We start from the raw sequence: 24,276 nt of genomic DNA on the forward strand, positions 1-24,276 counted from the left end.
TTTGTCGCAAACCCGCCAATTGTCGTGCTGCAGACCCGTTCTGGAAACTCCAACACGACCGATCCTTTTGATAAATCGGTATAAAACGCCAACGTCCTGGCGTTGGCCCGCTTCCTGCTGAATCGCTGACAGACCCGCACGGCCGGTGCATCGCATCCGGCCCTGCCTACCCCGGGAGGCCGCGCATGAGCACCCTGTCCAGCACCGTCCAGAACGTCTTCAACGAGCCCGGTTGTGGCAAGAACCAGGGCAAGTCGGACAAGGAGCGCAAGAAGGGCTGCACCAAGCAGCTGCAGCCGGGCGCGGCGGCCGGCGGCTGCGCCTTCGACGGCGCCAAGATCGCGCTGCAGCCGATCACCGATGTCGCCCACCTGGTGCACGGGCCGATCGCCTGCGAGGGCAATTCCTGGGACAACCGCGGCGCCAAGTCGTCGGGCTCGCTGCTCTACCGCACCGGCTTCACCACCGACATCAACGAGACCGACGTGGTGTTCGGCGGCGAGAAGCGGCTCTACAAGGCGATCCGCGAGGTGATCGACAAGTACGACCCGCCGGCGGTGTTCGTCTACCAGACCTGCATCCCGGCGCTGACCGGCGATGACATCGACGCGGTGTGCAAGGCGGCGCGCGAGAAGTTCGGCCGGCCGGTGATTCCGATCAACGCGCCGGGCTTCGTCGGCAGCAAGAACCTCGGCAACAAGCTGGCCGGCGAGGCGCTGCTGGAGCACGTGATCGGTACCGAGGAACCCGAGGTCACGACGCCCTACGACATCAACATCATCGGCGAGTACAACCTGTCCGGCGAGCTGTGGCAGGTGAGGCCGCTGCTGGACGAGCTCGGCATCCGCATCCTGGCCTGCATCTCGGGCGATGCCAAATACAGCGAAGTGGCGCAGTCGCACCGGGCGCGGGCGGCGATGATGGTCTGCTCCAAGGCCATGATCAACGTGACGCGCAAGATGGAGGAGCGCTACGGCATCCCGTTCTTCGAGGGCTCGTTCTACGGCATCGGCGACATGAGCGAGTCGCTGCGCGAGATCGCGCGCCTGCTGATCGAGCGCGGCGCCGATGCCGAGTTGATGACCCGCACCGAGGCGCTGATCGCCCGCGAGGAGGCGCGCGCCTGGGCGGCCATCGCGCCCTACAGGGCGTCGCTGGCCGGCAAGCGGGTGCTGCTGGTCACCGGCGGGGTCAAGTCCTGGTCGGTGGTGGCGGCGCTGCAGGAAATTGGCATGGAGGTGGTCGGCACCTCGACCAAGAAATCCACCGCCGAGGACAAGCAGCGCATCAAGGAGATCATGGGCGAGGAGGCGCACATGTTCGACGAGCTCTCCCCGCGCGAGATGTTCAGGATCCTGAAGGACGCGCAGGCCGACATCATGCTTTCGGGCGGCCGCTCCCAGTTCGTGGCGCTGAAAGCCAAGATGCCCTGGATGGACGTGAACCAGGAAAAGCACCACGCCTACGCGGGCTACGTGGGCATGGTGGAGATGGTGCGGCAACTGCACCTGGCGCTGACCAATCCCATCTGGGGCCAAGTGCGGCAACTTGCTCCCTGGGAAAGCACCACGCTGACGCTCGATTCGCCCGTCGCGGCCGATGCGGCATCCACCGCGCAGGTGGAGGCGGCCTGATGGCCACGGTGCGCCATTCCAAGAAGGCCTGCGCGGTCAATCCGCTCAAGATGAGCCAGCCGATCGGCGGCGCGCTGGCCTTCATGGGGCTGGCCGACACCATGCCGATCCTGCACGGCTCGCAGGGCTGCACGGCGTTCGGCATGGTGCTGTTCGTGCGCCACTTCAAGGAGTCGATCCCGCTGCAGACCACCGCCATGAGCGAGGTCGCCACCGTGCTCGGCGGCTTCGACAACGTCGAGCAGGCGGTGATGAACATCTACAGCAAATCGCGCCCGGCCATCGTCGGCATGTGCTCGACCGGCCTCACCGAGACCAAGGGCGACGACGTGGAGGGCTACCTCAAGCTCACCCGCCAGCGCCACCCGGAGCTGGAAGACACCGCGCTGATCTACGTCTCGACGCCCGACTTCAAGGGCGCCTTCCAGGACGGCTGGGCGGCGACCGTGCTGCGCATCCTGCAGGTGCTGGTGGAGAAACCCGCCGCGCCGCGCGAGCCGGCCAGGGTCGCGGTGCTGCCGGGCTGTCATCTGACCGTCGCCGACATCGAGGAGCTGCGCGAGATTCTGGAGAGCTTCGGGCTCGATCCGGTGTTCGTGCCGGACCTGTCCGGTTCGCTCGACGGCCACGTGCCGGAGGATTTCAGCCCGACCACCATCGGCGGCACCCGGCGCGAGGCGATCGCCGCGCTCGGTTCGGCGGGTCTGGTGCTCGCCGTCGGCGAGCAGATGCGCACGGCCGCCGAATGGCTCGGCCAGCACATCGATGCGCCGGTGCAGCTCTTCGACCGGCTGCTGGGCCTCGGCGCCACCGATCGGCTCATGGCCTTTTTGGCCGACCACAGCGGCCGGCCGGTGCCCACCAAGTACCGCCGCCAGCGCAGCCAGCTGGTGGACGCGATGCTCGACGGCCACTTCTACACCGGCGGCTGCAAGGTCGCGATCGGCGCCGAGCCCGACCTGCTGCAGGGCGTGGGGCAGTTCCTGGCCGAGCTCGGCTGCGAGCTCGCCGCCGCCGTCACCACCACCGACTCGCCCGTGCTGGAACACCTGCCGACCGAGGAAGTGCTGATCGGCGATCTCGAGGATCTCGAAGCCGGCGCCGCCGGCTGCGACCTGCTGATCACCCACGCCCACGGCCGGCAGATGGCGCAGCGGCTCGACATTCCATTTCTGCGCATGGGGCTGCCGATCTTCGACCGCCTCGGCGCCGCGCATCGCCTGGCGCTCGGCTACCGCGGCAGCCGGGATTTCATCTTCGAGGTGGCCAACGCGCTGATCGCGCACGGTCACGAACCGCATCCCGATGACTGGAGAACGAGCGATGCGCCCGAAGCCGGTGCGGCGGCTGCGGTTGCCTAGAAACCCGAATCACCAGCGTGCCAGCGCCGAAGGAGGCGTCATGAAAATCGCGTTTTGCACCCAGGACCTGCAGCGGGTCGACGCCCACTTCGGCTGGGCCAAGAACATCGCCATCTACGAGGTGAGCCCCACCAGCCACCAGTTCGTCGAGGCGATCCAGTTCGACGGCGACCTGCAGGAAGACGGCAACGAGGACAAGCTGGCACCCAAGATCGAGGCGATCAAGGACTGCGCGATCCTGTATGTGGCGGCGATCGGCGGCTCCGGGGCGGCGCGGGTGGTGGCCCACAACATCCACCCGATCAAGGTGGCGCAGCCGGAGCCGATCGCCGAGCTGCTGGAAAAACTGCGTGATGTGCTGGCCGGCACCCCGCCACCCTGGTTGCGCAAGGTGATGTTCAAGGGCGAAAGCCGTCAATTCGATTTCGACGACGAGGTGCAGCATGACTGAATCCCAACCAACCGCAACGGCGACGACGCCGATGCACTCCCCCTTCATCATCGAACTGGTCAAGCAGTGGCGGGCACAGGATGCCCATGGCGCCTGGGAGGGCAAAAGCGATGCCGATCTGCTCGCCCCCTACCTGCTGACCAAGGAGCAACGCCGTCAGCTGCCGATCATCGGTGATCCCGACCCGGAAACCCTGTGGCGGGTCGAGCTGTTCTACAACGCCGTCGGGCTCGCGATCGAGCGCGCCACCGGCGTGATGGTGTCGCCGATCATGAAGCTGCACCACGAGGGTTTCGGCCGCATGGTGCTCACCGCCGGCCGGCTGATCGTCGTCAACAAGCAGTTGCGCGATCTGCACCGCTTTGGCTTCGAGAGTCTGGAAAAGCTCGCCGCCGAAGGCGAGAAGCTGGTCGCCGCCGGCATCGGCATGATCGGCCAGTATCCGGCGGTGGCCAATTATGGTTGAGCCTCTTCTTCAGCCCTTTCATTGATGACTCAAGGTGACGCGATGAGTGATCCGGAGCAGCTCAAGGCCAGAATCAAGAAGCTCAATGCCAAGGCCACCAGCCTGAAGATGAATCTGCATGACCTGTCGGAAGAGTTGCCGATCGGTTGGGAGAAGATTCCGCTGATCGCCGCCGAGGCACACGAAGCCTACCGTGCCCTGGCCGAGGCCCGCAGCGAACTGGAACGGATCGGAGGCTGAACCGATGAGTGACTTCAGCGTCACGCTGCCCAATGGCCACGCCTGGACGCCGCGCTTCGTGCAGACCTTGGATGAAACGCGCTGCATCGGTTGCGGACGCTGCTATCGGGTCTGTGGCCGCGATGTGTTCGAGCTGGTCGGCCTGACCGAAGAGGGCGAACGGATCGTGGTCAAAATGACGGCGGCCGACGAAGACGATGACGACGATGTCGAATACGAACGCAAGGTGATGACCATCGCGCATCAGGAGAACTGCGTCGGCTGCGAAGCCTGCTCACGCATCTGTCCCAAGCAGTGCCACAGCCATGCCCCGCTGTCACTCTGACTGCATCGGCACGCGCCCGATCGTCACGGAGCCCCGCCATGACCTCCATCGCCCACATCACGCCTGCACCGCCATCGGCTGAGCTGCTGGCCGCCGCGACCCGGCCAGTGGCGCCACTGACGCTGGTCTATGCCGGCGTGCTGGCCCGCTTCGGCACCCTGGCCCTGCCGATGTCACAGTTGCAACCGCTGTTCGACAGCCACTTTCCACGCGCATCGGCCCTGCTGCCGCGGTTCGACGGCGAGCTGCCGGCGCAGCTGCGCTGCCGGTTCGATGAGGTGGAGGATGTGCGCGACCTGCTCTATGAACACCGCAGCAACGACAGCAACGACAGCCGCTGGCTGGCCCATGCCATGGCGGTGGGTTGCCTAGGCAGTGACCACCTGTGGCAGGATCTCGGGCTGCCGGAGCGGCGGGCGCTGTCGCAACTGCTGCAGGAGCACTTCACCACCCTGCATGCCCGCAACGGCAACAACATGCGCTGGAAAAAGTTCTTCTACAAGCAGCTGTGCGAGAGGGCCGAACTCCACATCTGCAAGGCGCCGAGCTGCGCCGAGTGCATCGACTACCCGCTCTGTTTTTCGGCCGAAGCAGAGTCGGCGTGACCTTCACCCATCCACCCTGCGCGCTCGATGATGGCGAGCTCGACCGCATTCTCGGCGAGGATGTCGGCCATGGCGACCTGACCACCGCGGCACTCGGCATCGGCGCGCGGCCGGCACGCATCGACCTGAGCGCCCGCGATGCGATGGTGGTCTGCGGTGTCGAAGAGGCGGCACGGCTGTTCAGCCGCAATGGCTGCCAGGTTGCCACGCTGATCGAACGCGGCAGCCGGGTTGAACGCGGCACGCTGCTGTTGGCGGCCGAGGGCCGGGCCGATGCGCTGCACCGGGTCTGGAAGAGTGCCCAGACCCTGATCGAACATGCCGCCGGCATCGCGACCGCCACCGCGCAGATGGTCCGCGCGGTGGCGGGCATCGGCAAGACGCCGGTGGTGGTCTGCACCCGCAAGAATTTTCCTGGAACACGCGCCATTGCCGCGCTGGCCGTGCAGGCCGGTGGCGCCCAGATGCACCGCCTGGGTCTGGGCGAGACGCTGCTGCTTTTTCCTGAACATCGCCAGTTCATCGCGCCAGCAGCGCTGGCCGAGACCGTGCATCGGCTCAGGCAGCGCCATCCGGAGAAAAAGCTGATCGCCGAGACCGGCGACAGTGACGAGGCGGTGGCGCTGGCGCGGGCCGGGGTCGAAATCCTCCAGCTCGAACGCTTCTCGCCGGAACGGCTGGCCGAACTGCTGCGGACCCTGAACCATCTGGCCCTGCCCTGCCTGGTCGCCGCGGCTGGCGGCGTGACCCTGGCCAACGCTGCGGCCTACGCCCGCGCCGGCGCCGACATTCTGGTGAGCTCGGCGCCCTACTTCGCGGCACCGGCCGAGGTGCAGGTGTGCTTCACCCCGATTGACCGATCCTCACCCGGCTGAACGTCCCCCGACGTCGGCGCAACGACAGCTCGACGCAGAGCGACATCGCCGCTGCGTCGAGACCACGCCTCAGCCGAACTTGAACAGAATGCCGTAGCCACCGCGCGGATAGTTCCACTCCACGTTGTGGAATTCGGTGCAGATGATGCGGCAGGTGCCACACTCCAGGCAGCCATCGGTGATCAGGGTGACCCGGCCATCGCCCTCCAGCGTGTAGCAACTGGCCGGACAGCAGTGGGTGCAGGGTTTCTCTTCACACTGGCTGGCGCAGACCGATGCATCGAGGATGTTGATGTGGGGCCGTCCGCTGTCGACGCGGTAGCGGTTCTGGAACAGTTTCTCTTCAACACGGCTCATTCGAAGGCCCTCCACAATTTGAATGCATCACTCACCAGCCCGAGCCGGGAGCGTTTCATGACGAAGTTGCGCCGAATGGCCCGCTCCTTGGTCCGCTTGTCGATGCCATCGACGGCAATCAGCGTATGGGCGGCACGGTTGATCAGCTCCGGATAGGTGGTGAAGAACTGCTGGTTTTTCTCGACGACATGCGGCAGCCGCCTGTATTTCTTCAGATCTTTCATCACGAAGCTGGCGTCGAGCTTCTGCCGGTAGCGGGCCAGGTTCTTCTGGTTCAGCGGCTTGTTCTCGCTCTTGAGCTCGATCACCGTCTGTGCCGCGAGCTGCCCGGTGGTCATGGCCAGGTTCGAGCCTTCGCGGTGCACGCCGTTGACGAACATGCCGGAATCACCGGCAATCATCCAGCCGTCGCCATAGAGCTTCGGCATGGCGTTGTAGCCCCCCTCGGGGATCAGATGGGCGGTGTACTCCTTCATCTCGCTGCCTTCGAGCAGCGGCTTGATGCCGGGATGCGCCTTCATCTCCTCCAGCATGGTGTAGGGCGAGATTTTCTGCCGCTTGAAATCACTGAGCAGACAGCCGACCCCGATGCTGATCGACTCCTTGTTGGTGTAGAGAAAACCGGTGCCAACCATGCCCTGGGTGATCTTGCCCACCATCTCGATCACCACCCCCTCGTCGCCACTGAGGTTGAAGCGGCTCTGGATGGTCTCCTCGGGCAGAAAGTGGATCTCCTTGACGGCCAGCGCCACATCCTGCGGCTTGATTTCGGGATGAAAGCCGGCGCGCTTGGCGAGCAGGGAGTTGACCCCATCGGCCAGAATCACGATGTCGGCATAGATCGATCCACCCAGGCGGTCGGTCTTGACCCCCACCACCTGCTGGCCATCCATGTGCAGCTCGGTCACCGTGGTCTCGCAGATCACCAGCGCGCCGGCCTCCTGCACCTTCTTCGAAAACCACTTGTCGAACTGGGCGCGGATGATGGTGTAGCGGTTGTAGGGCGGCGTGTTGAAGTCGTTGGAGCGGTAGCTGGTGCCGACATAGGCGGCATCATCGAGAATCCAGCCACGCTGCTCGATGATGTGCCGCTCCAGCGGTGCCTCATCGCGAAAATCGGGGATGATTCTCTCCAGCGCATCGGCATAGAGGATGGCGCCCTGGACATTCTTCGAACCCGGGTATTCGCCACGCTCCAGTTGCAGCACCTTGAGTCCGGCCTTGGCCAGGGTGTAGGCGGCGGCATTGCCGGAAGGACCGGCACCGACCACGATCGCATCGAACTTCTCGTTCATGGGCACTCTCCTGCACTGGGTTCTGTGAACGCTAACCGGCCATGCGGCTGGTCAGCGCCTGGCGAAAGGCTTCGGTCAGCGCCGGCAGAATCTGCATGGCGTTGCCGACGATTCCATAGGTGGCGAAGTCGAAGATCGGCGCGTTGGGATCCTGGTTGATCGCGATGATCGCATCGGCGCCCTCCATGCCGACCCGGTGCTGCACCGCACCGGAGATGCCGGCAGCGATATAGAGCTTGGGCCGCACGGTCTTGCCGGACTGCCCGACCTGCCGGTCGGCGCTGACCCACCCGGCCTGCACCACCGGCCGGGTGGCACCGACTTCGGCCCCCAGCACCCGCGCCAGATCCCAGATCAGCTCGAAATTTTCCGGCCGCTTCAGACCGCGCCCGCCGGAGACGATGATGTCGGCAAACGGCAGGGTCGACTGCTCGCTGCTGTCGTCGGCGATGAACTCCAGCACCTTGGTGACGATGTCACTCTCGATCAGGCTCAGCGGATGTTCGACGACCGGCCCGCTGCGGCTGCTGTCGCGCTCGGGCATGCGCATCACCCGCGGACGCACCGTGGCCATCTGCGGCCGGTAGTTGAGGGTGACGATGGTGCAGAGCAGACTGCCGCCAAAGGTCGGACGGGTCGCCGCCAGACTGCGTTTTTCCGCGTCGATGGCAAGACCGGTGCAGTCGGCGGTCAATCCGGTGCGCAGCGTGGTGGCGACACTGCCTGCCAGATCGCGCCCCAGCGTGCTGGCACCCAGCAGCAGGATCTCCGGCTGGTAGTGGTTGACCAGATCGGTCAGCGCCTTGGTGTAGGGCTGGTTGCGGTAATCGGCCAGCACCGGATCCTCCACCAGATAGCAGAAGTCCGCGCCATGCTGGATCGCCTCGGCACAGAAGCCACGCACCGCCTCGCCGGGGGCGCCCAGCACCACGCCGGCCAGATCGACCCCCAACTGATCCGCCAGCTTGCGCCCCTCGCCGAGCAGTTCGAAGGAGACCGGGTGGACAGCCCCGCGCTCATGCTCGATGAAGACCCACACCCCCTTGTAGGCGGCAAGGCGTTCATCCAGTTCAAATTTTCCACGACCTGCCTTTCGGCTCTCGGCAGCGGCTGGAGTGGCTTGACTCATGGTCTGATCCTCATGACAGGGCGCGGCGGGTGATTTCGCCGTGCAGTTGCGGATAGCGCGTGAACAGCTTGGAAATCAGGGTGGCGGCCAGGTCGCTGGGCTGACCGCTCTGGACGTCGATGATCTCGGCACGCTGGGTCTGCGCGGTGGGCGCGAACACCTTGGAGACCACCGTCGGCGAGCCCTTCAGGCCGATCATGTTGAGATCCTCGATGGCGGCAGCCTCCTTGTTCCACACCTTGATCTCGTGGCGGGCGGCGCGAAACATGTCGTCCATGGTGGCGAACCGCAGCTCGTTGATCCCCTCGAGCACGGTGACCAGGCAGGGCAGCCGGGTCTGGAGCCGCTGCACCCCGCCCTCGGCGCGGCGCTGCACGCTGATCTGACGCCGTTCGAGGTCGAGCGACTCGATCTTGCTGACATAGGTGAGCAGTTGCAGACCCAGCCGGATGGCGATGCCGGGGCCCACCTGGGCGGTGTCGCCATCGATGGTCTGCTTGCCGGCAAACAGCAGATCGACCGGCATGTCCCGCTGAATCTGGCGAATCGCCGCGGCCAGCGCATAGCTGGTCGCCAGGGTGTCGGCACCGGCAAAGGCGCGGTCGGTGAGCAGAATGGCCTCGTCGGCCCCCAATGAGAGCGCCTTGCGCAGGGCGACCTCCGCCTGCGGCGGACCCATCGTCAGCACGGTGACACGGGCCTTGTAGCGGTCCTTGAGCCGCAGCGCCTCCTCCAGCGCCACCATGTCGTAGGGGTTGATGATCGCCGGCACGCCCTGGCGCATGATGGTGTTGGTGACCGGATGGACGCGAATCTGGGCGCTGTCCGGCACCTGCTTGATACAGACGACGATATGCATGTCAGACCTCTCTTGCGCGTGATGGCAGGGTGCGGCGCAGTGTGTCGAGCGACACCGCACCACCTTCGGCCTCCTGGAACACCTTGAACACCTTTTCGGTGGCGGCATTGGAGCGGACGAAATCGTCATGGGCACGGGCCAGCAGTGCCGCGCAGGCCTGCTTCAGCGCGGCAGCCTCCTCCAGTCGGCCGAGTTCGGCCGTGGCCCGCTTCAGATACTGCTGAAAACGCATCAGGATGTGCAGCCGATTGACGTGCAGCACGCCAGGGTCATAGGCGACATCGAGATGGTTGAAGAACTCCTCCGCCGCCGAAAGCTGATTGAGTTGGTCGAGCAGTTGCTCCAGGGATGTGGTCATGGTCACCTCGCTTTGATCGCCTTGCTGGGTCAGCCCTGTTGCTCGCCGCCATCCTGACAGTCGACGGCGCAACTGCCGCACTGCGCATCGCTGCCATCGGCCGCCGGATTGGGCAACAGCGCGGTTTCGAGCCGGTCGATGCGCTCCAGCAGACAGGCGAGTGCCTTGCCAACCGGATCGGGCATCAGGTGGTGGTCGAGATCGATGCCCTGTCGGGTGATGCGGCGGCGGTCGATCGGCAGCACCACCCGCCCGGGAATGCCAACCACGGTGGCCTCGGCCGGCACATCCTGGGTCACCACCGCATTGGCACCGATCCGGGCATGGTGGCCGATGGTGATCGGCCCGAGAATCTTGGCGCCGGCCCCCACCAGCACGCCATCGGCCAGCGTCGGATGGCGCTTGCCACCGCTGGCGGAGACCCCGCCCAGGGTCACGCCGTGATAGAGGGTCACGTCATCGCCAATCTCGGCCGTTTCACCGATTACCACGCCGCAGCCATGGTCGATGAAGAGGCGGCGGCCGATGGTGGCGCCGGGATGGATGTCGATCTGGGTCAGGGCGCGCGCGACGAAGCTGAGCCAGCGGGCCAGGTAGCGCCAGTGCCCACACCACAGCCGATGGGCCAGGCGATGGATCAGCAGCGCATGCAGACCCGGGTAGGTGGTCAGCACCTCGAACCTGCCGCGGGCCGCCGGATCGCGGCTGAAGACGCAGTCGATCTCCTCGCGCAGCCGCCGGAACAGCCGCGGGCGGGGCAGTGCCGCGTCCGACATGCCACTCAACCGTGCAGAGTCACGCATGGGCTGCTCTCCAGATAGAACCGTTTCAGCTCGCTGGGGGTGGGCGCCTGCTTGGTTGCCGACGCATGGTCACGGACCCGTGACAGCATCTGCCCGGTCTGCCGTTCGTCCAGCACGATGCCAAGCTGCTGGTAGGCGCGCCGGACCGCGCTGCCGCCCGAGTGCTTGCCGAGCACGATGGTGTGGGTGCGCCCCACCACCTCCGGGTCGAAACCCTGATAGATGTCGGCCCGCTTGAGCAGTCCATCGACATGGATGCCGGCCTCATGGGTGAAGACCGCCGCACCGACGATGCTCTTGTTCGCAGAGACCGGGCGTCCGGAGGCCAGACTGACCAGCTGCGAAATGGCCGGAAAAGCGCGACTGTCGATGCCGGTCTCGTGGCCATGGATCACCCGCAGCGCCATCACCACCTCTTCGAGCGGCGCATTGCCGGCCCGCTCTCCCAACCCATTGACGGTGGTGTTGATGTGGCTGGCACCGGCCAGCACCGCCGCCACCGTGTTGGCGGTGGCCATGCCGAGGTCGTCATGGGCATGCATCTCGATGCCGATGTCGACCACCCGCACCAGCCGCTGCACATGGGTCAGGGTGGCAAAGGGGTCGAGCAGTCCAAGGGTGTCGGCGAAGCGAAAGCGGCTGGCACCGGCGGCCTGAGCGGCCTCGGCGACACGCAGCAGAAAGTCGGGGTCGGCCCGCGACGCATCCTCACCACCCACCGACACCTCGAACCCCAGATCGAGCGCCCGTGGTACCAGTTGGGCAATCTGTGCCAGCACCCAGTCCCGGTCACGGGCGAGCTTGTGCTCGATGTGAAAATCGGAGACCGGAATCGACAGGTTGAGAATCTGCACCGGACATGCGGCAGCTGCCGCGATGTCGGCCGCGCACATCCGCCCCCAGGCCATCAGCCGCACCGGCAGCCGCAACGCGGCGATCGCCGCCAGCGCTTCGCGCTCTTCGCCTCCCATGATCGGAATGCCCGCCTCCAGCTCCGGCACCCCGGCCTCGGCCAGCGCCCGGGCGATGGCCAGCCGCTCTTGCAGCGTGAAGACCACCGACGCGGTCTGTTCACCATCACGCAGGGTGGTGTCATTGATGATGACCCGCCGATCGATGGCCAGTGTGGGTTCGGACATGACAGATGGTCCATTGAATGAAGAGACTCAACAGGGGTTCAGCAATGACCATGCCATGCGCCGCATCTCTGTTTTTGTCTTTTTATTTCATCATGTTGCACAGATGGCGCCATTTCGACGACCGACAAATGTCGTCATTGTCGCCTTTGCGACAGTGGCTGCTGTCGATGATGCCGGGGCTCTTCGAAAGCTGTCTGGCCCGGCGCCGCTTCACTGCGGGGAGGTGGTTACAGAGGGCGAACCGCATGAGGACCGGGCAGGCCCGGTGTGCGGAACAACCTGGAATCTTGCGTTGCCGTGAATCGCTCGCTGCGAACGGCGCCTGACGCTTCAGCCGCTTTCGTGGACGAAGTTGAGCGTATAACGCGGGATTTCGATCACCAGATCCTGCTGTCCCATGCGTGCCTGACAGCCGAGGCGCGAGCAGGCTTCGAGCCCCCAGGCCTTGCCGAGCTGGTCCTCCTCTTCCTCCTTCGCCATCGGCAGGGAGTCGAACCCCTGGCGGATGATGAGATGACAGGTGGTACAGACGCAGGCTTTTTCGCAGGCATGGGGAAGCGCCACCCCCTGCCGCAGCAGCAGGTCGCTGAGTCTGGCGCCGGGGGTGGCCTCGAAACTGATCTGCCGGGGCGAGAGCGCTTCGTGGGGCAACAGGGTGATGGTCGGCATGGTCACTCCTCGTCGGTGGCTTCAGTCGCCCATTCGGTCCGGGCTCAGAGCTCCGCCGCAAGCTCTGCCGCGTGTCGACCTGCCAGCGCCTGATGGATGGCGGCATTCATGCGGCGGGCGGCGAACTCATCGGTCTCGCGCTGCAACAGCTCGATGCACTGCGTGATCCCGGCGCGCTCGGCCGTGGCCAGCGCCGCTTCGAGCCGCTGCATCTGCTGCTCGATCAGACGCTGCTCATCCGGCGAGAGCAGCGCCCGGTCGCTGCCGAGCGCAGACCGGGCCGCCTCCAGCAACCGCTCTCCTTCGAGTTTCTGCTCGCGCAACATCCGCACTGCGGCATCCTCGCGGGCATGCTCGCGGGAGTCGCGCAGCATCCGCACCACCTCCTGCTCATCCAGGCCGTAGGCGGGCTTGACCAGCACTTCGGTCGTCACCCCGCTGTGCTGCTCGCAGGCGGAAACGGTGAGCAGCCCATCGGCATCGATCTGGAAGGTGACCCGAATGCGCGCCGCACCCGCCGCCATCGGCGGAATGCCGCGCAACTCACAGCGCGCCAGCGACCGGCAGAGCTCGACCTGTTCCCGCTCGCCCTGCAGCACATGCAGCGTGATGGCACTCTGCCCATCCTTGAAGGTGGTGAACTCCTGGGCCCGCGCGGTCGGCAGGGTGCTGTTGCGCGGAATGATCTTCTCCACCAGACCGCCCATGGTCTCGATGCCGAGCGACAGTGGCGTCACATCGAGCAGCAGCCAGCCGTCGGTACGGTTGCCGGCCAGTGCATCGGCCTGAATCGCGGCACCAAGCGCCACCACGGTATCGGGGTCGAGGCGGGTCAGCGGCTGCTGGCCAAAAAGGCGGGCCACGGCCTGGCGAATCGCCGGCATGCGGGTGGCGCCGCCCACCAGCACGACACCCTGAATTTCATGGGTGCCAACGCCGGCATCACGCAGTGCCCGACGCACCGGCAGCAGCGTTCTCTCCACCAGTCCGGCACAGAGTTCGTCGAAGGTCGCCCGCTCCAGCATGAAGCCCAGCAGCGTCCCATCCGCCAGCGTGGCATCGATCACCACCCCCGCCGCGCTGCTCAGTGCCTCCTTGGCTTCTCGCGCCTTGGCCAGCAACAGGGCCGAATCACCGGCATCGAGCCGGGCCAGATTGACCTGGGAGAGCATCCACTGATAGATGCAGAGGTCGAAATCATCGCCACCCAGCGCCGAATCGCCGCTGGTGGCCAACACCTCGAACAGGCCACGGTGCAGTCGCAGCAGCGAGAAGTCGAAGGTGCCGCCCCCCAGGTCATAGATCGCATAGAGCCCCTCCACCGACTGGTCGAGGCCATAGGCCACCGCGGCGGCGGTCGGTTCGTTGAGCAGCCGCAGCACATCGATGCCAGCCAGCCGGGCGGCATCCTTGGTGGCCTGGCGCTGCGCCTCGTCGAAATAGGCCGGCACGGTGATGACGGCACCGAACAGCTCGCCGCCCAGACGCTGTTCGGCACGCAACCGCAATGCCTGCAGCAGGTCGGCGGAGACCTCCAGCGGCGTTTTCACACCGGCGGCGGTTTCGATGCGGACCATGCCGGGGCGGTCGACGAACCGGTAGTGGCGACGGGCCGCCATCGACAGGTCGTCAAGCTCGCGGCCCATGAAGCGTTTGATCGAGACCAGGGTGTTGCAGGGGTCGCTGCGCTGATGTGCCTGGGCGGCATGGCCCACCACACTGCTGCCATCCGACCGATAGTGCACCACCGAGGGCAACAGCACACGCCCCGCCTCATCGCTCAGCAGTTCTCCCGCACCGTTGCGGACGGTGGCCACCAGCGAGTTGGTGGTGCCCAGGTCGATGCCGATCACCCAGCGCTGGCTGTGCGGTGCAGTGCTTCGACCCGGTTCGGCGATCTGTAACAGTGCCATGTTCTACTCCAGCGCCAGTCTGGCCTCATCGATCGCGGTGATCAGCTTGTGGATGCAGTTGAGTTTGCACACCAGCTCGGCGGCGCCGGCCGCATCGCCCTCGACATCGAGCCGAACGGCAAGCTGGCCATGCAGGGCAAAGCGCTCCGCGCAGAGCAGCGTCTGCAACTGTCCCAGTGCCGCCCCATCACGCTGGCGTCTGGCCTGGCCGAGCTGTTCGTGCCAATCCATCTGCTGCAGCAGGAAATTCGCCGGCAGCACGGCGGATTCGCTCAGTGCCACCATGCCGTGACGCAGCCGCAGCAGGTAGCAGGCGCGCTCGAGCGGGTTCCTGAGGGTCTGATAGGCCTCATTGGCGCGGGTGGCCCACTGCAGGGCGAGACGCTGCTCGGTGACGCTGCCACCGGCATGGCGGTCGGGATGCACCTGGCTCTGAAGCTGGCGATAGGCCGCCGCCAGCCGGACGCTGTCGAGCTGGAACCGCACCGGCAGACCGAAGAGCGCGAAGTGATCGTCAGCCACCGCGCTGCGCTGTGCCGCGCCCTGCTGCGTCAGGGCGTTCATAGCGTGAAGCTCTCGCCGCAACCGCAGTGGTTGGCGGCATTGGGGTTGTTGAAGGCAAAGCCTTCGTTGAGCCCCTCACGGACGAAATCGAGTTCGGTGCCCTCGATGTAGACCAGACTGCCCGGGTCCACCAGCAGGGTGATGCCACGGCTCTCGAAGCACAGGTCATCGGGACTGGCCAGATCGACGAATTCGAGCAGATAGGACATTCCGGAGCAGCCGCTGGGGCGAACGCCGATGCGCAGGCCGATGCCTGCACCACGCTGGTCGAGGAATCTCCTCACCTGCCTGGCGGCGCTTTCGGTCAGGGTGATCGACATGGCGGAACCTCGCACTCTCAGGTGGCGAACGACTTGCCGCAACCACAGCTGGTCTTGGCATTGGGGTTCTTGATCACGAAACGTGACCCATCGAGCCCATCGTGAAAGTCGATCTCGGCCCCGACCAGATAGGAGAGGCTCAGCGGATCGATCAGCAGCTGCACACCATGCCGATCGAATGCGGTGTCCTCTTCATCGGCCTGGTCATCGAAGCTGAAACCATACTGAAAACCGGAGCATCCGCCACCGGAGACCGTGACCCGCAGCTTCAGCTCCGGGCAGCCCTCCTCGGCAATCATCTCCCTGACCTTGCTGGCGGCACGCTCGGTGAACATCAACTGCGCCGCGGGCGATGCCAGCGTTGGATCGACGACTTCTGTCTGCATGGGGGTGACTCCTAGGAGGCGGCCGTAAGCCGGGTGATCTCGGTGGCCCCGGCCGTTTCGACGCCGGCAGGCCGTTTGCTCTGGTAATCCTCGATCGCCGCCTTGATCGCATCCTCGGCCAGCACCGAGCAGTGCACCTTCACCGGTGGCAGCGCCAGTTCATCGGCAATCTCGCGGTTTTTGATCTGCATCGCCTCGCTCAGTGTCCGCCCCTTGAGCCACTCGGTCACCAGCGAACTGGAGGCGATGGCACTGCCGCAGCCGTAGGTCTTGAAGCGCGCATCCTCGATGATGCCGACCTCGTTGACCTTGATCTGCAACCGCATCACGTCACCGCAGGCCGGCGCGCCCACCATGCCGGTGCCGACACTGGCATCCTCCTGGTCGAGAACGCCGACATTGCGCGGGTTCTCGTAGTGGTCCATCAACTTGTCGCTGTACGCCATCGTTCTGACTCCTGAAAAAGAGGGGGATTAGGGTCAATGCGCTGCCCAGCTCACGCTGTTCAGGTCGATGCCCTGCTGGTGCATGTCCCACAGCGGCGACAGCGCGCGCAGCCGCTCCACACCCGCCCGGACCGTGACCAGCGCATGGTCGATCTCCGCGGCAGTGGTGAAGCGTCCGAGCGAGAAACGGATCGAGCTGTGCGCCAGCTCATCGCTGAGCCCCAGCGCGCGCAGCACATAGGAGGGTTCGAGGCTGGCCGAGGTGCAGGCCGAGCCACTGGAGACCGCCAGCTCCTTGATCGCCATCATCAGCGACTCCCCTTCGATGAAATTGAAGCTGACGTTGAGCGTGTGCGGCACCCGCTGCTGCGGATCACCATTGAGATGGACCTCGCCGATCTGCATCAGCCCCGCCAACATGCGGTCACGCAGCGCGGTGATGCGGGCACTGTCGGCCGCCATCTCCTGTTTCGCCAGGCGAAAGGCTTCACCCATGCCGACGATCTGATGGGTGGCCAGCGTGCCCGAGCGCATGCCGCGCTCGTGGCCACCGCCATGCATCTGCGCCTCGATGCGCACCCGCGGCTTGCGCCGGACGTAAAGCGCGCCGATCCCCTTGGGGCCGTAGCTCTTGTGGGCCGAGAACGACATCAGATCGACCGGCAGTTCGGCCAGGTCGATCCCGACCTTGCCGGTGGACTGGGCGGCGTCGACATGGAACAGCACGCCATGCTGACGACAGATCGCGCCCAGACTGGCGATGTCCTGAACGACGCCGATCTCGTTGTTGACGTGCATCACCGACGCCAGCGTGGTGTCGGGTCGGATCGCCTCGGCGAACTGCTGCGGATCGATCAGACCATTCGATTGCGGAGCGAGATAGGTCACCTCGAAGCCGAACCGCTCCAGTTCGCGAAAACTGTCGAGAACCGCCTTGTGTTCGGTCTTCACCGTCAGCAGGTGTCGCCCCCGGTTCTGATGAAAATGGGCGGCGCCCTTGATGGCCAGGTTGTCCGACTCGGTGGCGCCCGAGGTCCAGACGATCTCGCGCGGTTCACAGTTGACCAGCGCCGCGACCTCGGCGCGCGCCGCTTCGATCGCCGCCTCGGCCTGCCAGCCGAGGCGGTGCGAACGGCTCGCCGCATTGCCGAAATTTCCGGTCAGAAAGGGCAGCATCTTCGCCACCACCCGCGGATCGATCGGCGTGGTGGCAGCGTAGTCGAGATAGATCGGCTGCTTCGAAGAGGTCGGCGCGTTCGGTGATCTCACTGATTCCATCCCCTCTGCCCTCAACGGATTCACTCAATGCATGGCGTGGTCAATCCTGGCAATGCCGCTTTCGTGCCATCTCATAAAAACAATTATTTTCAATAGGTTGTCGAAACATGACCCCGAAACCGCAATGTCGCTGACCCGACACTCCTGTCAGCTTTGGAACAACGAATCCTCCATGAATCAGGCCAGACGAAGGGCGCCGTTGCATTTGCTTGCGCGGCAACTGGCGCGCCGCACGCTGAGTGCCCGACGCAGCAGAGCGCCTTTTCGAGAAGTGGAGCGCAATTTGCAGTATCCAACCTGTCAGGCAAAGCAGTTCAACAGATGGCACGCCCGGAGTGACTCAAGGTGGTGACAGCAAGCAATGGCGGCAAGCCGATGGGCAACGTTGCCAGAAGCAGGCATGAGGCGGTGGCCAGCCAACTGCTGGCCATCTACGAAATCAGCAAGGTGCTCGGCTCCTCCCTCGACACCGAAAAGAGCCTGCGCGGGGTGCTGAACATTCTGAGCGCCCACCTGCGGATGCGCCGTGGCATGGTCTGTCTGCGCCAACCCTCCGGCGGTTTTTACATCGCCGGCGCGCCCGATCTGACCAGTCAGGAGATCGAACGGGGCAAATACCGCAGCGGCGAGGGGGTGATCGGCCAGATTATCAAAAGCGGCATGCCGATCGTCGTGCCCGACATCCGCCTGGAGCCACGCTTTCTCAACCGCACCGAATCACGCGACTTTTCCGCCGATCAGGTGATCGCCTTTCTGGGTGTGCCGATCCAGGCCGGCAATGAACTGCTCGGCGCCCTTGCGGTCGACCGCGAAACGGAAGATGCCCTCAGCACCACCCATTTCGAACGGGACATCCGCTTTCTGAAGATGGTGGCCAATCTGGTCGGCCAGATGATCCGGCTGCATCGCAACATCGCCGCCGAACGCGAAGAGCTGCTGGTCGAGAGGAGTCGCCTGCAGAAGGAGCTGCGCGGCAAGTACAGCCTCGACAGCGTGATTGGCCAAAGCAGGCGGATGCAGGAGGTGTTCGCCGAGGTGCATCAGGTGGCGCCGAGTCGGGCCACGGTGCTGCTGCGCGGCGAGAGTGGCACCGGCAAGGAGGTGATCGCCCGGGCGATCCACTATCTGAGCCCGCGCAAGGACAAACCCTTCATCCGCGTCAACTGCGCCGCACTGACCGAGTCGCTGCTCGAATCGGAGCTGTTCGGCCATGAGAAAGGCGCCTTCACCGGCGCCACCAGCGACCGCAAAGGGCGGTTTGAACTGGCCGATGGCGGCACGCTGTTTCTCGATGAGATCGGCGAGGTCTCCCCGGCCTTTCAGAGCAAGCTGCTGCGGGTGCTGCAGGAGCGCGAGTTCGAACGGGTCGGTGGCAACCGGCCGATCCATGTCGATGTGCGGATCATCACGGCCACCAACCGGAATCTGGAAGAGGCGGTATCGAACAAGGAGTTCCGGGCCGACCTCTACTACCGCATCAATGTGGTCACACTCGCGCTGCCGGCCCTGCGCGAGCGGCGCGAAGACATTCCGCTGCTGGCGGCATTCTTTCTGGACAAGTTCAACCGCGAAAACCAGCGCAAGCTGACCTTATCGGCCGAAGCGGTGCAGATCCTGCTCACCTGCAACTGGCCCGGCAATGTGCGGGAGCTGGAGAACTGCATCGAGCGCACCGCCACCATGACCCGTGGCACCCTGGTGCAAAACCTCGACCTGCCGTGCCAGCAGGGCAAATGCTTCTCGATGCTGTTGCAGATTCCCGGCAACCAGCCTCTGCCGCAGCCATCGAGCGACGAGCCGCAGTGGCGCGCGCCCGCGCTTGCAGAGTTCAGTGACGAGGCCGCAGACAGCTCCGAGCGTGACCGGCTGATTCAGGCCATGGAGCAGTCCGGTTGGGTCCAGGCCAAGGCGGCACGGCTGCTCAACCTCACGCCACGCCAGATCGGCTACGCCTTGAAGAAGCATCAGATTCCACTCAAGCATCTGTAGCGCCCCGCCGCTTCATCCCGGTGCGATCAGCCGCCTCGCTCCGCCTGTCGGCTCTGCAACAAAAACGACACCGACATCGATTGTGTCTGATTGCCGACAATCGCCTCCTCTACGTGAATTTTTATACTTAACAATGGGTTGGATTCAGCTCTCATCCCGGCACGCTGTTTGCGTAGAGGGTTTGACAGCCAAATTCTTCATCCAGACAGACTTGCAAGCCATTGGAGCGGAACATGGATCAGAGCAACACGTTGAGCCCCATCAGCCTCTCGTCTCCAGCACCACTGGAGCAGATCATGCAGGAGATCGCCGAGCACAAGGGCTGCGGCACCACCGGCGGCAGCGGCAAGGCGAGCTGCGGCTCGTCGGACGGCCCGGCCGACATGGCGCCCGAGGTGTGGGAGAAGGTGAAGAACCACCCCTGCTACAGCGAGGAGGCGCATCACCACTACGCCCGCATGCACGTGGCGGTGGCACCGGCCTGCAACATCCAGTGCAACTACTGCAACCGCAAGTACGACTGCGCCAATGAGTCCCGCCCCGGCGTGGTGAGCGAGAAGCTCACCCCCGAGCAGGCAGCCAAGAAGGTGCTGGCGGTGGCCTCGACCATCCCGCAGATGACGGTGCTCGGCATCGCCGGCCCGGGCGATCCGCTCGCCAATCCCGACAAGACCTTCAAGACCTTCGAGCTGATCTCGAAGACCGCGCCGGACATCAAGCTGTGCCTGTCGACCAATGGTCTGGCGCTACCCGACCACGTCGACACCATCGCCAACTTCAACGTGGACCACGTCACCATCACCGTCAACATGGTCGACCCCGAGGTCGGCCAGCACATCTACCCGTGGATCTACTACAAGAAAAAGCGCTGGACCGGGATCGACGCCGCGAAGATCCTGACCGAGCGGCAGATGCAGGGGCTGGAGATGCTGACCGCGCGCGGCATCCTCAGCAAGATCAACTCGGTGATGATCCCGGGCATCAACGACCAGCACCTGGTCGAGGTGAACCGGGCCGTCAAGAGCCGCGGCGCCTTCCTGCACAACATCATGCCGCTGATCTCGGCGCCCGAGCATGGCACCGTGTTCGGCCTGAACGGCCAGCGCGGCCCGACCGCGCAGGAACTGAAGGCCCTGCAGGACGCCTGCGAGGGCGAGATGAACATGATGCGCCACTGCCGCCAGTGCCGCGCCGACGCGGTCGGCCTGCTGGGTGAGGACCGCAGCGCCGAGTTCACCACCGACAAGATCGACGCCATGGAGGTGGTCTACGACGCCGACACGCGCAAGGCCTACCAGGCGCTGGTCGAGCAGGAGCGCCAGGCCACGGTCGCGGCCAAGGAGGCGGAAAAGGCCGAGCTGGCCAAGCTGGCTGACGCCGAAGGCATCAGCCTGCTGATCGCCGTCGCCACCAAGGGCCAGGGCAAGGTCAACGAGCACTTCGGCCACGCCAGCGAGTTCCAGATCTACGAAGTCGACGCCAAGGGCTCGAAGTTCGTCGGCCATCGCCGCGTGGATCTGTACTGCCAGGGCGGCTACGGCGAGGAGGACTCGCTCGAAACCGTCATCCGCGCCATCAACGACTGCCACGCCGTGTTCGTGGCCAAGATCGGCGGCTGCCCCAAGGACGACCTCAAGAAGGCGGGCATCGACCCGGTGGACAAGTACGCCCACCAGCACATCGAGCAGTCGGTGATCGCCTACTTCATGGACTACGTCGGCCGCGTGCGCGCCGGCGAGATCACCCACCAGAGCCGCGGCGATGCCGACATCCGCCAGGGTGCCTTCATCGCCGCCTGAGCCTCTTTTTTCATCATCCAGCAGGAGATCTTTCATGGCTTACAAGATTGTCGCATCGCAATGCACCGGCTGTTCGGCCTGTGAACCCGAGTGCCCCAATGTCGCGATCTATGAAAAGGATGGGGTCTTTGTCATCAACCCCAAAAAGTGCACCGAATGCATCGGCTACTTCGATGATCCGCAGTGTGTGGCGGTCTGTCCGGTGGACAACACCTGCGTCATCGACGGCGCCCAGCCGCGCTACCAGGCCAGAGCATGAGGTGACCCGTGAACATCACCCTGACGGCAGCAGCCGAAAAATTCATGCAGCGCATGGTCCGCTTCGGCGGCGAGGGCGTGACCGGCTTTCGGTTGCAGGTGAGCCCGGGCGGCTGCTCGGGCGTCACCAGTGAGTTCAGTGTGGAGCAGTCACCCCGGCAGGGTGATGCCGTGCTGGAGTGCAACGGCTTCAAGCTGTTTCTGCCGGTCGAGAGCCGGCTTCTGCTCGAAGGCGCCACCGTCGGCTTTGCCGAAACGGCCACCGAGTCGGGCCTGACCTTCCGCAACGTCGCCGGAGCCGGCAATTGCAGCAGCACGACGGCCACTCCCGCGGTGGCGGTCTCCGCCATCGTCCGCCGCGTTCAACCGAATGGGCAGTGAAAGCCGATGTCAGCCGCCAGCCACTGGATCACCGACCTGCACTGCGCGTCGCGGCCCGCTGCCCTGCTGGCCGATGCAGACTGGGCTGCGGCCTGCCTCGGCGGGGCGCTGCCCGAGGCAGTCGAAGCAGCACTGCGCGCCGCCGGCTCGGCCTATGCCGATGACGATCTGGCCGAACGGCACCTGCTGCAGGCCTCGGCCCTGGCACCCGACCATCCGGCCGTGCTGATCGCCTGGTACCGGTTCTGTTTCTACAAGGGCCGGCTCATGCAGGCACGCGAACTGGGGCTGCGCTGTCTTACGCTCGCTGCCCGCGGCTGTGGTCTGCCAGAGAGCTGGCAGACGGTGAGCGCCACTGCGGCACGCTTCGATGACTTTGCCGCAGTGGCCGAGCGCTTCTATCTCTTCTCCCTGAAGGGCTGCGCCTATCTGAGCCTGCGGCTGGGCGATCTGAGCCTCGGTCAGGCCATGCTGGCCAAGTTGCGCGAACTCGATCCGGCCGACCGCCTGGGCGGCGCGGTGCTGGAACAGGTGCTGGCACGCCGGGGAGCGGATGATGACGAGTGAGATCGCCACGCTCACCTGGATTGGGCAGCCGGTCGATTGCCGCCAGTGCGACCACCATGCACTGCAACGCGATGGCGGCTGCAGCCCCGGCCATGCCTGCATGAATGACCGCTATGCGCCACGCATCGACCGCTTCTTTGCCCGTCACCCCCAACTCGCCGGCAGCCATCTCGACCACCCCTATTTCGAGGTGCGTGCGGTCGCGGCGCGTCATGTCGACCTGTTCCAGTTGCGCCGTCTGGTCGATGACCCGGATGAGATCGTGCGCTGGAGTGCGGCACAGCGCCTGCCGCTGCGCCAGTTGTTGCCGCTGATCCATGACCCGAGCCGCGAGGTGCGGATCCGGGTGGCGGGACGGCTGCCACCCGAGGCATTGCGGGCGATGGCCGACGATGCCGATTACTACGTGCGTCAGATCGTCGCGCGCCGCCTGCCGGCCGGCTTGCTCAGAGTGATGCTGGACGATCCCGACCCCGGCGTGCGCAGGCTGATCGCGCTGCGGGCCGATGAGGCGCTGCTCCCGCAGCTCTGGAACGATCCCGACCCGGAAGTGCGGCTGCTGCTGGTGGAGCGCGCTGCACCACGGCAGCTTCTCCACTGGCTCGATGATCCTGACTGGCGGGTCCGCCACGCGGTGGCCAGACGGATCGAACCCGGCCATCTGCCGCAACTGGCGGACGATCCGGACCCCATCGTGCGTGAACTGGTGCGGCAACGCCGTTGCGGTGGCGATGGCCTGGCTTCGAACGATCTGGCTTCGATGGAGTAGCAATGATGGGCGACATCAGCCGTGACAGCGATTCGACCGAACTGCATGGCCCGCCGGCCTTCGCCTATGGCGACCGGGTGCGATCGAGGCGCATGGTGCGCAACGACGGGACCTTTCCTGGACGTGAAATCGGCGATGTGCTGGTGCGCAAGGGCGACATCGGCTATGTCACCAGCATCGGCACCTTTTTGCAGCGTTTCTACATCTACGGCGTCGATTTCATCGACCATGGCTACTGCGTCGGCATGAAGGGCCGCGAACTGGAGCCCCTGCCCTGGTCGGAACAGGTCGATGCCACCCCATCCTCATCCGGGAGCACGCCATGATCGATCGGCGACCGCCGCGCTACGACTGCGGCCAGCAGGTCCGCGCCCAGAGCGACCTCTACAACGACGGCTCCCATCCACTGGCCGAGGCCGGCGCCCTGCTGATCGAGGCCGGGGCGGTCGGCGAGATCGTGCGGGTCGGCCTGCATCAGCAGGCCAATGTTCCGGTCTACCTGGTCGATTTCATCGAGCACAGAGCGGTGCTGGGCTGCCTGGAAGAGGAGCTGGTACCGCTGTGAAGCCATCGAACTGCAACCGGACGAGGTGAGTCGTGGAGCGCCAAGAGCGTGAGTCGGCAGCAACGCCATCACTGCAAACCACGCTGCTGCATCTGCCGGGGCGGCCCGCTGAAGCAGTGGTTCAGCAGGGCAGCGCTGTACATCACCCCAACGAGTTCGACCGCCATCGCATCGGCGCGATGCTGGTTCACCGCCGCCGCTACCGCTATGTGCAACCGACGGTCGTACCAGAGAGCAGCGGCTACCGCATCGAGAGCCCCTGCTGTTCACGCAACCTGGAGCCGGACGGAGGCGTGATCGACATCGCCCGTCTGGAGTTCGTCATCGGTCGCTGCTGGCGGCTGTTCCGCAAGGAGCACCAGAGCGGTCAGTGGCAGCTCCATGGCGTCTACGCCAGCCTGCGCGCCGCGCTGGCACCGGTCAATGCCGATCCGAAGCGGCTGTTCTGGCCATGAGTGGTCGATCGATTCACTCC

General features: G+C 65.2%; 32 protein-coding genes. 18 read left to right on the plus strand and 14 right to left on the minus strand.

Going from position 1 to position 24,276, the window contains the following annotated elements; translation table 11 throughout:
- Positions 1-185 precede the first annotated feature (185 nt).
- From nifE to modD, 8 genes are all read left to right on the plus strand, one after another.
- Positions 186-1,634: a nitrogenase iron-molybdenum cofactor biosynthesis protein NifE gene (nifE, locus tag H7A13_07710; GenBank protein ID MCP5333228.1), complete on the plus strand. Its 1,449-nt coding sequence runs from the start codon at positions 186-188 to the stop codon at positions 1,632-1,634.
- Positions 1,634-2,995, plus strand: a complete 1,362-nt coding sequence (nifN, locus tag H7A13_07715) for a nitrogenase iron-molybdenum cofactor biosynthesis protein NifN (GenBank protein MCP5333229.1) — start codon at positions 1,634-1,636, stop codon at positions 2,993-2,995. The genes nifE and nifN overlap by 1 nt, the downstream gene beginning before the upstream one ends.
- Before the next feature lie 40 nt (positions 2,996-3,035).
- The gene (gene nifX, locus H7A13_07720) at positions 3,036-3,446 is read left to right on the plus strand and encodes a nitrogen fixation protein NifX (GenBank protein ID MCP5333230.1); all 411 of its coding nucleotides are present in this window, start codon (positions 3,036-3,038) and stop codon (positions 3,444-3,446) included.
- Entirely contained in the window at positions 3,439-3,912 is a 474-nt protein-coding gene (locus tag H7A13_07725) for a NifX-associated nitrogen fixation protein (GenBank protein MCP5333231.1), read from the plus strand. The genes nifX and H7A13_07725 overlap by 8 nt, the downstream gene beginning before the upstream one ends.
- 42 nt (positions 3,913-3,954) lie before the next feature.
- On the plus strand, positions 3,955-4,152 hold the full coding sequence (locus H7A13_07730; protein ID MCP5333232.1) for a hypothetical protein: 198 nt from the start codon (positions 3,955-3,957) through the stop codon (positions 4,150-4,152).
- Positions 4,153-4,156: 4 nt separating this feature from the next.
- Positions 4,157-4,477: a ferredoxin III, nif-specific gene (gene fdxB / locus H7A13_07735; GenBank protein MCP5333233.1), complete on the plus strand. Its 321-nt coding sequence runs from the start codon at positions 4,157-4,159 to the stop codon at positions 4,475-4,477.
- 170 nt (positions 4,478-4,647) lie between these two features.
- Positions 4,648-5,082 (plus strand): nitrogen fixation protein NifQ, encoded by a 435-nt coding sequence (locus H7A13_07740; GenBank protein MCP5333234.1) that lies wholly within the window; start codon positions 4,648-4,650, stop codon positions 5,080-5,082.
- Positions 5,079-5,957, plus strand: coding sequence for a ModD protein (modD, locus tag H7A13_07745; GenBank protein ID MCP5333235.1), 879 nt, complete (start codon positions 5,079-5,081; stop codon positions 5,955-5,957). Before H7A13_07740 ends, modD begins: the two co-directional genes overlap by 4 nt.
- Positions 5,958-6,026: 69 nt before the next feature.
- On the opposite strand, the gene H7A13_07750 is transcribed toward modD, so the two are convergent.
- From H7A13_07750 to nifV, 7 genes are read right to left on the minus strand one after another with little or no spacing between them, the layout of a single operon-like run.
- Entirely contained in the window at positions 6,027-6,314 is a 288-nt protein-coding gene (locus H7A13_07750; GenBank protein MCP5333236.1) for a ferredoxin family protein, read from the minus strand.
- The gene (locus H7A13_07755; GenBank protein ID MCP5333237.1) at positions 6,311-7,609 is read right to left on the minus strand and encodes an FAD-dependent monooxygenase; all 1,299 of its coding nucleotides are present in this window, start codon (positions 7,607-7,609) and stop codon (positions 6,311-6,313) included. The genes H7A13_07750 and H7A13_07755 overlap by 4 nt, the downstream gene beginning before the upstream one ends.
- Positions 7,610-7,640: 31 nt before the next feature.
- Entirely contained in the window at positions 7,641-8,738 is a 1,098-nt protein-coding gene (locus H7A13_07760; GenBank protein ID MCP5333238.1) for an electron transfer flavoprotein subunit alpha/FixB family protein, read from the minus strand.
- Positions 8,739-8,748: 10 nt separating this feature from the next.
- Entirely contained in the window at positions 8,749-9,597 is an 849-nt protein-coding gene (locus H7A13_07765; protein ID MCP5333239.1) for an electron transfer flavoprotein subunit beta/FixA family protein, read from the minus strand.
- A gap of 1 nt (position 9,598) precedes the next feature.
- Entirely contained in the window at positions 9,599-9,943 is a 345-nt protein-coding gene (locus H7A13_07770; GenBank protein ID MCP5333240.1) for a nitrogenase-stabilizing/protective protein NifW, read from the minus strand.
- 41 nt (positions 9,944-9,984) lie between these two features.
- The gene (cysE, locus tag H7A13_07775) at positions 9,985-10,731 is read right to left on the minus strand and encodes a serine O-acetyltransferase (protein ID MCP5333241.1); all 747 of its coding nucleotides are present in this window, start codon (positions 10,729-10,731) and stop codon (positions 9,985-9,987) included.
- A 5-nt stretch (positions 10,732-10,736) separates the two neighbouring features.
- Entirely contained in the window at positions 10,737-11,897 is a 1,161-nt protein-coding gene (gene nifV / locus H7A13_07780; protein MCP5333242.1) for a homocitrate synthase, read from the minus strand.
- On the opposite strand from nifV, the gene H7A13_07785 reads away from it, so the two are divergent.
- Positions 11,896-12,198: a hypothetical protein gene (locus tag H7A13_07785; protein MCP5333243.1), complete on the plus strand. Its 303-nt coding sequence runs from the start codon at positions 11,896-11,898 to the stop codon at positions 12,196-12,198. The two genes, nifV and H7A13_07785, sit on opposite strands and share 2 nt — an antisense overlap.
- 29 nt (positions 12,199-12,227) lie before the next feature.
- On the opposite strand, the gene fdx is transcribed toward H7A13_07785, so the two are convergent.
- From fdx to H7A13_07820, 7 genes are read right to left on the minus strand one after another with little or no spacing between them, the layout of a single operon-like run.
- Complete coding sequence (fdx, locus tag H7A13_07790; GenBank protein MCP5333244.1) at positions 12,228-12,566, minus strand: ISC system 2Fe-2S type ferredoxin; 339 nt, start codon at positions 12,564-12,566, stop codon at positions 12,228-12,230.
- A gap of 44 nt (positions 12,567-12,610) precedes the next feature.
- On the minus strand, positions 12,611-14,479 hold the full coding sequence (hscA, locus tag H7A13_07795; GenBank protein ID MCP5333245.1) for a Fe-S protein assembly chaperone HscA: 1,869 nt from the start codon (positions 14,477-14,479) through the stop codon (positions 12,611-12,613).
- A gap of 3 nt (positions 14,480-14,482) precedes the next feature.
- On the minus strand, positions 14,483-15,043 hold the full coding sequence (hscB, locus tag H7A13_07800; protein ID MCP5333246.1) for a Fe-S protein assembly co-chaperone HscB: 561 nt from the start codon (positions 15,041-15,043) through the stop codon (positions 14,483-14,485).
- Positions 15,040-15,363 (minus strand): iron-sulfur cluster assembly protein IscA, encoded by a 324-nt coding sequence (gene iscA, locus H7A13_07805; protein MCP5333247.1) that lies wholly within the window; start codon positions 15,361-15,363, stop codon positions 15,040-15,042. Before iscA ends, hscB begins: the two co-directional genes overlap by 4 nt.
- A gap of 17 nt (positions 15,364-15,380) precedes the next feature.
- Complete coding sequence (gene erpA / locus H7A13_07810; GenBank protein MCP5333248.1) at positions 15,381-15,749, minus strand: iron-sulfur cluster insertion protein ErpA; 369 nt, start codon at positions 15,747-15,749, stop codon at positions 15,381-15,383.
- An 11-nt stretch (positions 15,750-15,760) separates the two neighbouring features.
- Positions 15,761-16,195, minus strand: a complete 435-nt coding sequence (iscU, locus tag H7A13_07815) for a Fe-S cluster assembly scaffold IscU (GenBank protein MCP5333249.1) — start codon at positions 16,193-16,195, stop codon at positions 15,761-15,763.
- A gap of 33 nt (positions 16,196-16,228) precedes the next feature.
- Positions 16,229-17,473, minus strand: coding sequence for an IscS subfamily cysteine desulfurase (locus tag H7A13_07820; protein ID MCP5333250.1), 1,245 nt, complete (start codon positions 17,471-17,473; stop codon positions 16,229-16,231).
- A 375-nt stretch (positions 17,474-17,848) separates the two neighbouring features.
- Here H7A13_07820 and nifA point away from each other — a divergent pair, with 375 nt between their 5' ends.
- From nifA to H7A13_07865, 9 genes are all read left to right on the plus strand, one after another.
- Complete coding sequence (gene nifA / locus H7A13_07825) at positions 17,849-19,462, plus strand: nif-specific transcriptional activator NifA (protein MCP5333251.1); 1,614 nt, start codon at positions 17,849-17,851, stop codon at positions 19,460-19,462.
- 233 nt (positions 19,463-19,695) lie between these two features.
- A complete protein-coding gene (nifB, locus tag H7A13_07830; GenBank protein ID MCP5333252.1) occupies positions 19,696-21,261 on the plus strand; it encodes a nitrogenase cofactor biosynthesis protein NifB in 1,566 nt (521 codons plus the stop codon).
- 34 nt (positions 21,262-21,295) lie between these two features.
- A complete protein-coding gene (locus tag H7A13_07835) occupies positions 21,296-21,520 on the plus strand; it encodes a 4Fe-4S binding protein (protein ID MCP5333253.1) in 225 nt (74 codons plus the stop codon).
- Positions 21,521-21,528: 8 nt separating this feature from the next.
- Complete coding sequence (locus tag H7A13_07840) at positions 21,529-21,900, plus strand: iron-sulfur cluster assembly accessory protein (GenBank protein MCP5333254.1); 372 nt, start codon at positions 21,529-21,531, stop codon at positions 21,898-21,900.
- A 6-nt stretch (positions 21,901-21,906) separates the two neighbouring features.
- Positions 21,907-22,467, plus strand: coding sequence for a hypothetical protein (locus H7A13_07845; protein ID MCP5333255.1), 561 nt, complete (start codon positions 21,907-21,909; stop codon positions 22,465-22,467).
- Complete coding sequence (locus H7A13_07850; GenBank protein ID MCP5333256.1) at positions 22,454-23,236, plus strand: LRV FeS4 cluster domain-containing protein; 783 nt, start codon at positions 22,454-22,456, stop codon at positions 23,234-23,236. Before H7A13_07845 ends, H7A13_07850 begins: the two co-directional genes overlap by 14 nt.
- Positions 23,237-23,241: 5 nt before the next feature.
- A complete protein-coding gene (locus H7A13_07855) occupies positions 23,242-23,562 on the plus strand; it encodes a nitrogen fixation protein NifZ (protein MCP5333257.1) in 321 nt (106 codons plus the stop codon).
- Entirely contained in the window at positions 23,559-23,801 is a 243-nt protein-coding gene (locus tag H7A13_07860) for a nitrogen fixation protein NifZ (protein MCP5333258.1), read from the plus strand. Before H7A13_07855 ends, H7A13_07860 begins: the two co-directional genes overlap by 4 nt.
- A gap of 179 nt (positions 23,802-23,980) precedes the next feature.
- On the plus strand, positions 23,981-24,256 hold the full coding sequence (locus tag H7A13_07865) for a DUF3024 domain-containing protein (GenBank protein MCP5333259.1): 276 nt from the start codon (positions 23,981-23,983) through the stop codon (positions 24,254-24,256).
- Positions 24,257-24,276 lie beyond the last annotated feature (20 nt).

This window comes from Pseudomonadales bacterium, assembly GCA_024234215.1.
GTDB lineage: Bacteria > Pseudomonadota > Gammaproteobacteria > Pseudomonadales > UBA5862 > JACKOQ01.

Bases quoted from the DNA above. Each gene is read 5' to 3' on its own strand.
- nifE (MCP5333228.1), top strand. From the start codon at position 186: ATGAGCACCCTGTCCAGCACCGTCCAGAACGTCTTCAACGAGCCCGGT.
- nifN (MCP5333229.1), top strand. From the start codon at position 1,634: ATGGCCACGGTGCGCCATTCCAAGAAGGCCTGCGCGGTCAATCCGCTC.
- nifX (MCP5333230.1), top strand. From the start codon at position 3,036: ATGAAAATCGCGTTTTGCACCCAGGACCTGCAGCGGGTCGACGCCCAC.
- H7A13_07725 (MCP5333231.1), top strand. From the start codon at position 3,439: ATGACTGAATCCCAACCAACCGCAACGGCGACGACGCCGATGCACTCC.
- H7A13_07730 (MCP5333232.1), top strand. From the start codon at position 3,955: ATGAGTGATCCGGAGCAGCTCAAGGCCAGAATCAAGAAGCTCAATGCC.
- fdxB (MCP5333233.1), top strand. From the start codon at position 4,157: ATGAGTGACTTCAGCGTCACGCTGCCCAATGGCCACGCCTGGACGCCG.
- H7A13_07740 (MCP5333234.1), top strand. From the start codon at position 4,648: ATGTCACAGTTGCAACCGCTGTTCGACAGCCACTTTCCACGCGCATCG.
- H7A13_07750 (MCP5333236.1), bottom strand. From the start codon at position 6,314: ATGAGCCGTGTTGAAGAGAAACTGTTCCAGAACCGCTACCGCGTCGAC.
- H7A13_07755 (MCP5333237.1), bottom strand. From the start codon at position 7,609: ATGAACGAGAAGTTCGATGCGATCGTGGTCGGTGCCGGTCCTTCCGGC.
- H7A13_07760 (MCP5333238.1), bottom strand. From the start codon at position 8,738: ATGAGTCAAGCCACTCCAGCCGCTGCCGAGAGCCGAAAGGCAGGTCGT.
- H7A13_07765 (MCP5333239.1), bottom strand. From the start codon at position 9,597: ATGCATATCGTCGTCTGTATCAAGCAGGTGCCGGACAGCGCCCAGATT.
- cysE (MCP5333241.1), bottom strand. From the start codon at position 10,731: ATGTCGGACGCGGCACTGCCCCGCCCGCGGCTGTTCCGGCGGCTGCGC.
- H7A13_07785 (MCP5333243.1), top strand. From the start codon at position 11,896: ATGACAGATGGTCCATTGAATGAAGAGACTCAACAGGGGTTCAGCAAT.
- nifV (MCP5333242.1), bottom strand. From the start codon at position 11,897: ATGTCCGAACCCACACTGGCCATCGATCGGCGGGTCATCATCAATGAC.
- fdx (MCP5333244.1), bottom strand. From the start codon at position 12,566: ATGCCGACCATCACCCTGTTGCCCCACGAAGCGCTCTCGCCCCGGCAG.
- hscA (MCP5333245.1), bottom strand. From the start codon at position 14,479: ATGGCACTGTTACAGATCGCCGAACCGGGTCGAAGCACTGCACCGCAC.
- hscB (MCP5333246.1), bottom strand. From the start codon at position 15,043: ATGAACGCCCTGACGCAGCAGGGCGCGGCACAGCGCAGCGCGGTGGCT.
- iscA (MCP5333247.1), bottom strand. From the start codon at position 15,363: ATGTCGATCACCCTGACCGAAAGCGCCGCCAGGCAGGTGAGGAGATTC.
- erpA (MCP5333248.1), bottom strand. From the start codon at position 15,749: ATGCAGACAGAAGTCGTCGATCCAACGCTGGCATCGCCCGCGGCGCAG.
- iscU (MCP5333249.1), bottom strand. From the start codon at position 16,195: ATGGCGTACAGCGACAAGTTGATGGACCACTACGAGAACCCGCGCAAT.
- H7A13_07820 (MCP5333250.1), bottom strand. From the start codon at position 17,473: ATGGAATCAGTGAGATCACCGAACGCGCCGACCTCTTCGAAGCAGCCG.
- nifA (MCP5333251.1), top strand. From the start codon at position 17,849: ATGGGCAACGTTGCCAGAAGCAGGCATGAGGCGGTGGCCAGCCAACTG.
- nifB (MCP5333252.1), top strand. From the start codon at position 19,696: ATGGATCAGAGCAACACGTTGAGCCCCATCAGCCTCTCGTCTCCAGCA.
- H7A13_07835 (MCP5333253.1), top strand. From the start codon at position 21,296: ATGGCTTACAAGATTGTCGCATCGCAATGCACCGGCTGTTCGGCCTGT.
- H7A13_07845 (MCP5333255.1), top strand. From the start codon at position 21,907: ATGTCAGCCGCCAGCCACTGGATCACCGACCTGCACTGCGCGTCGCGG.
- H7A13_07850 (MCP5333256.1), top strand. From the start codon at position 22,454: ATGATGACGAGTGAGATCGCCACGCTCACCTGGATTGGGCAGCCGGTC.
- H7A13_07855 (MCP5333257.1), top strand. From the start codon at position 23,242: ATGGGCGACATCAGCCGTGACAGCGATTCGACCGAACTGCATGGCCCG.
- H7A13_07860 (MCP5333258.1), top strand. From the start codon at position 23,559: ATGATCGATCGGCGACCGCCGCGCTACGACTGCGGCCAGCAGGTCCGC.
- H7A13_07865 (MCP5333259.1), top strand. From the start codon at position 23,981: ATGCTGGTTCACCGCCGCCGCTACCGCTATGTGCAACCGACGGTCGTA.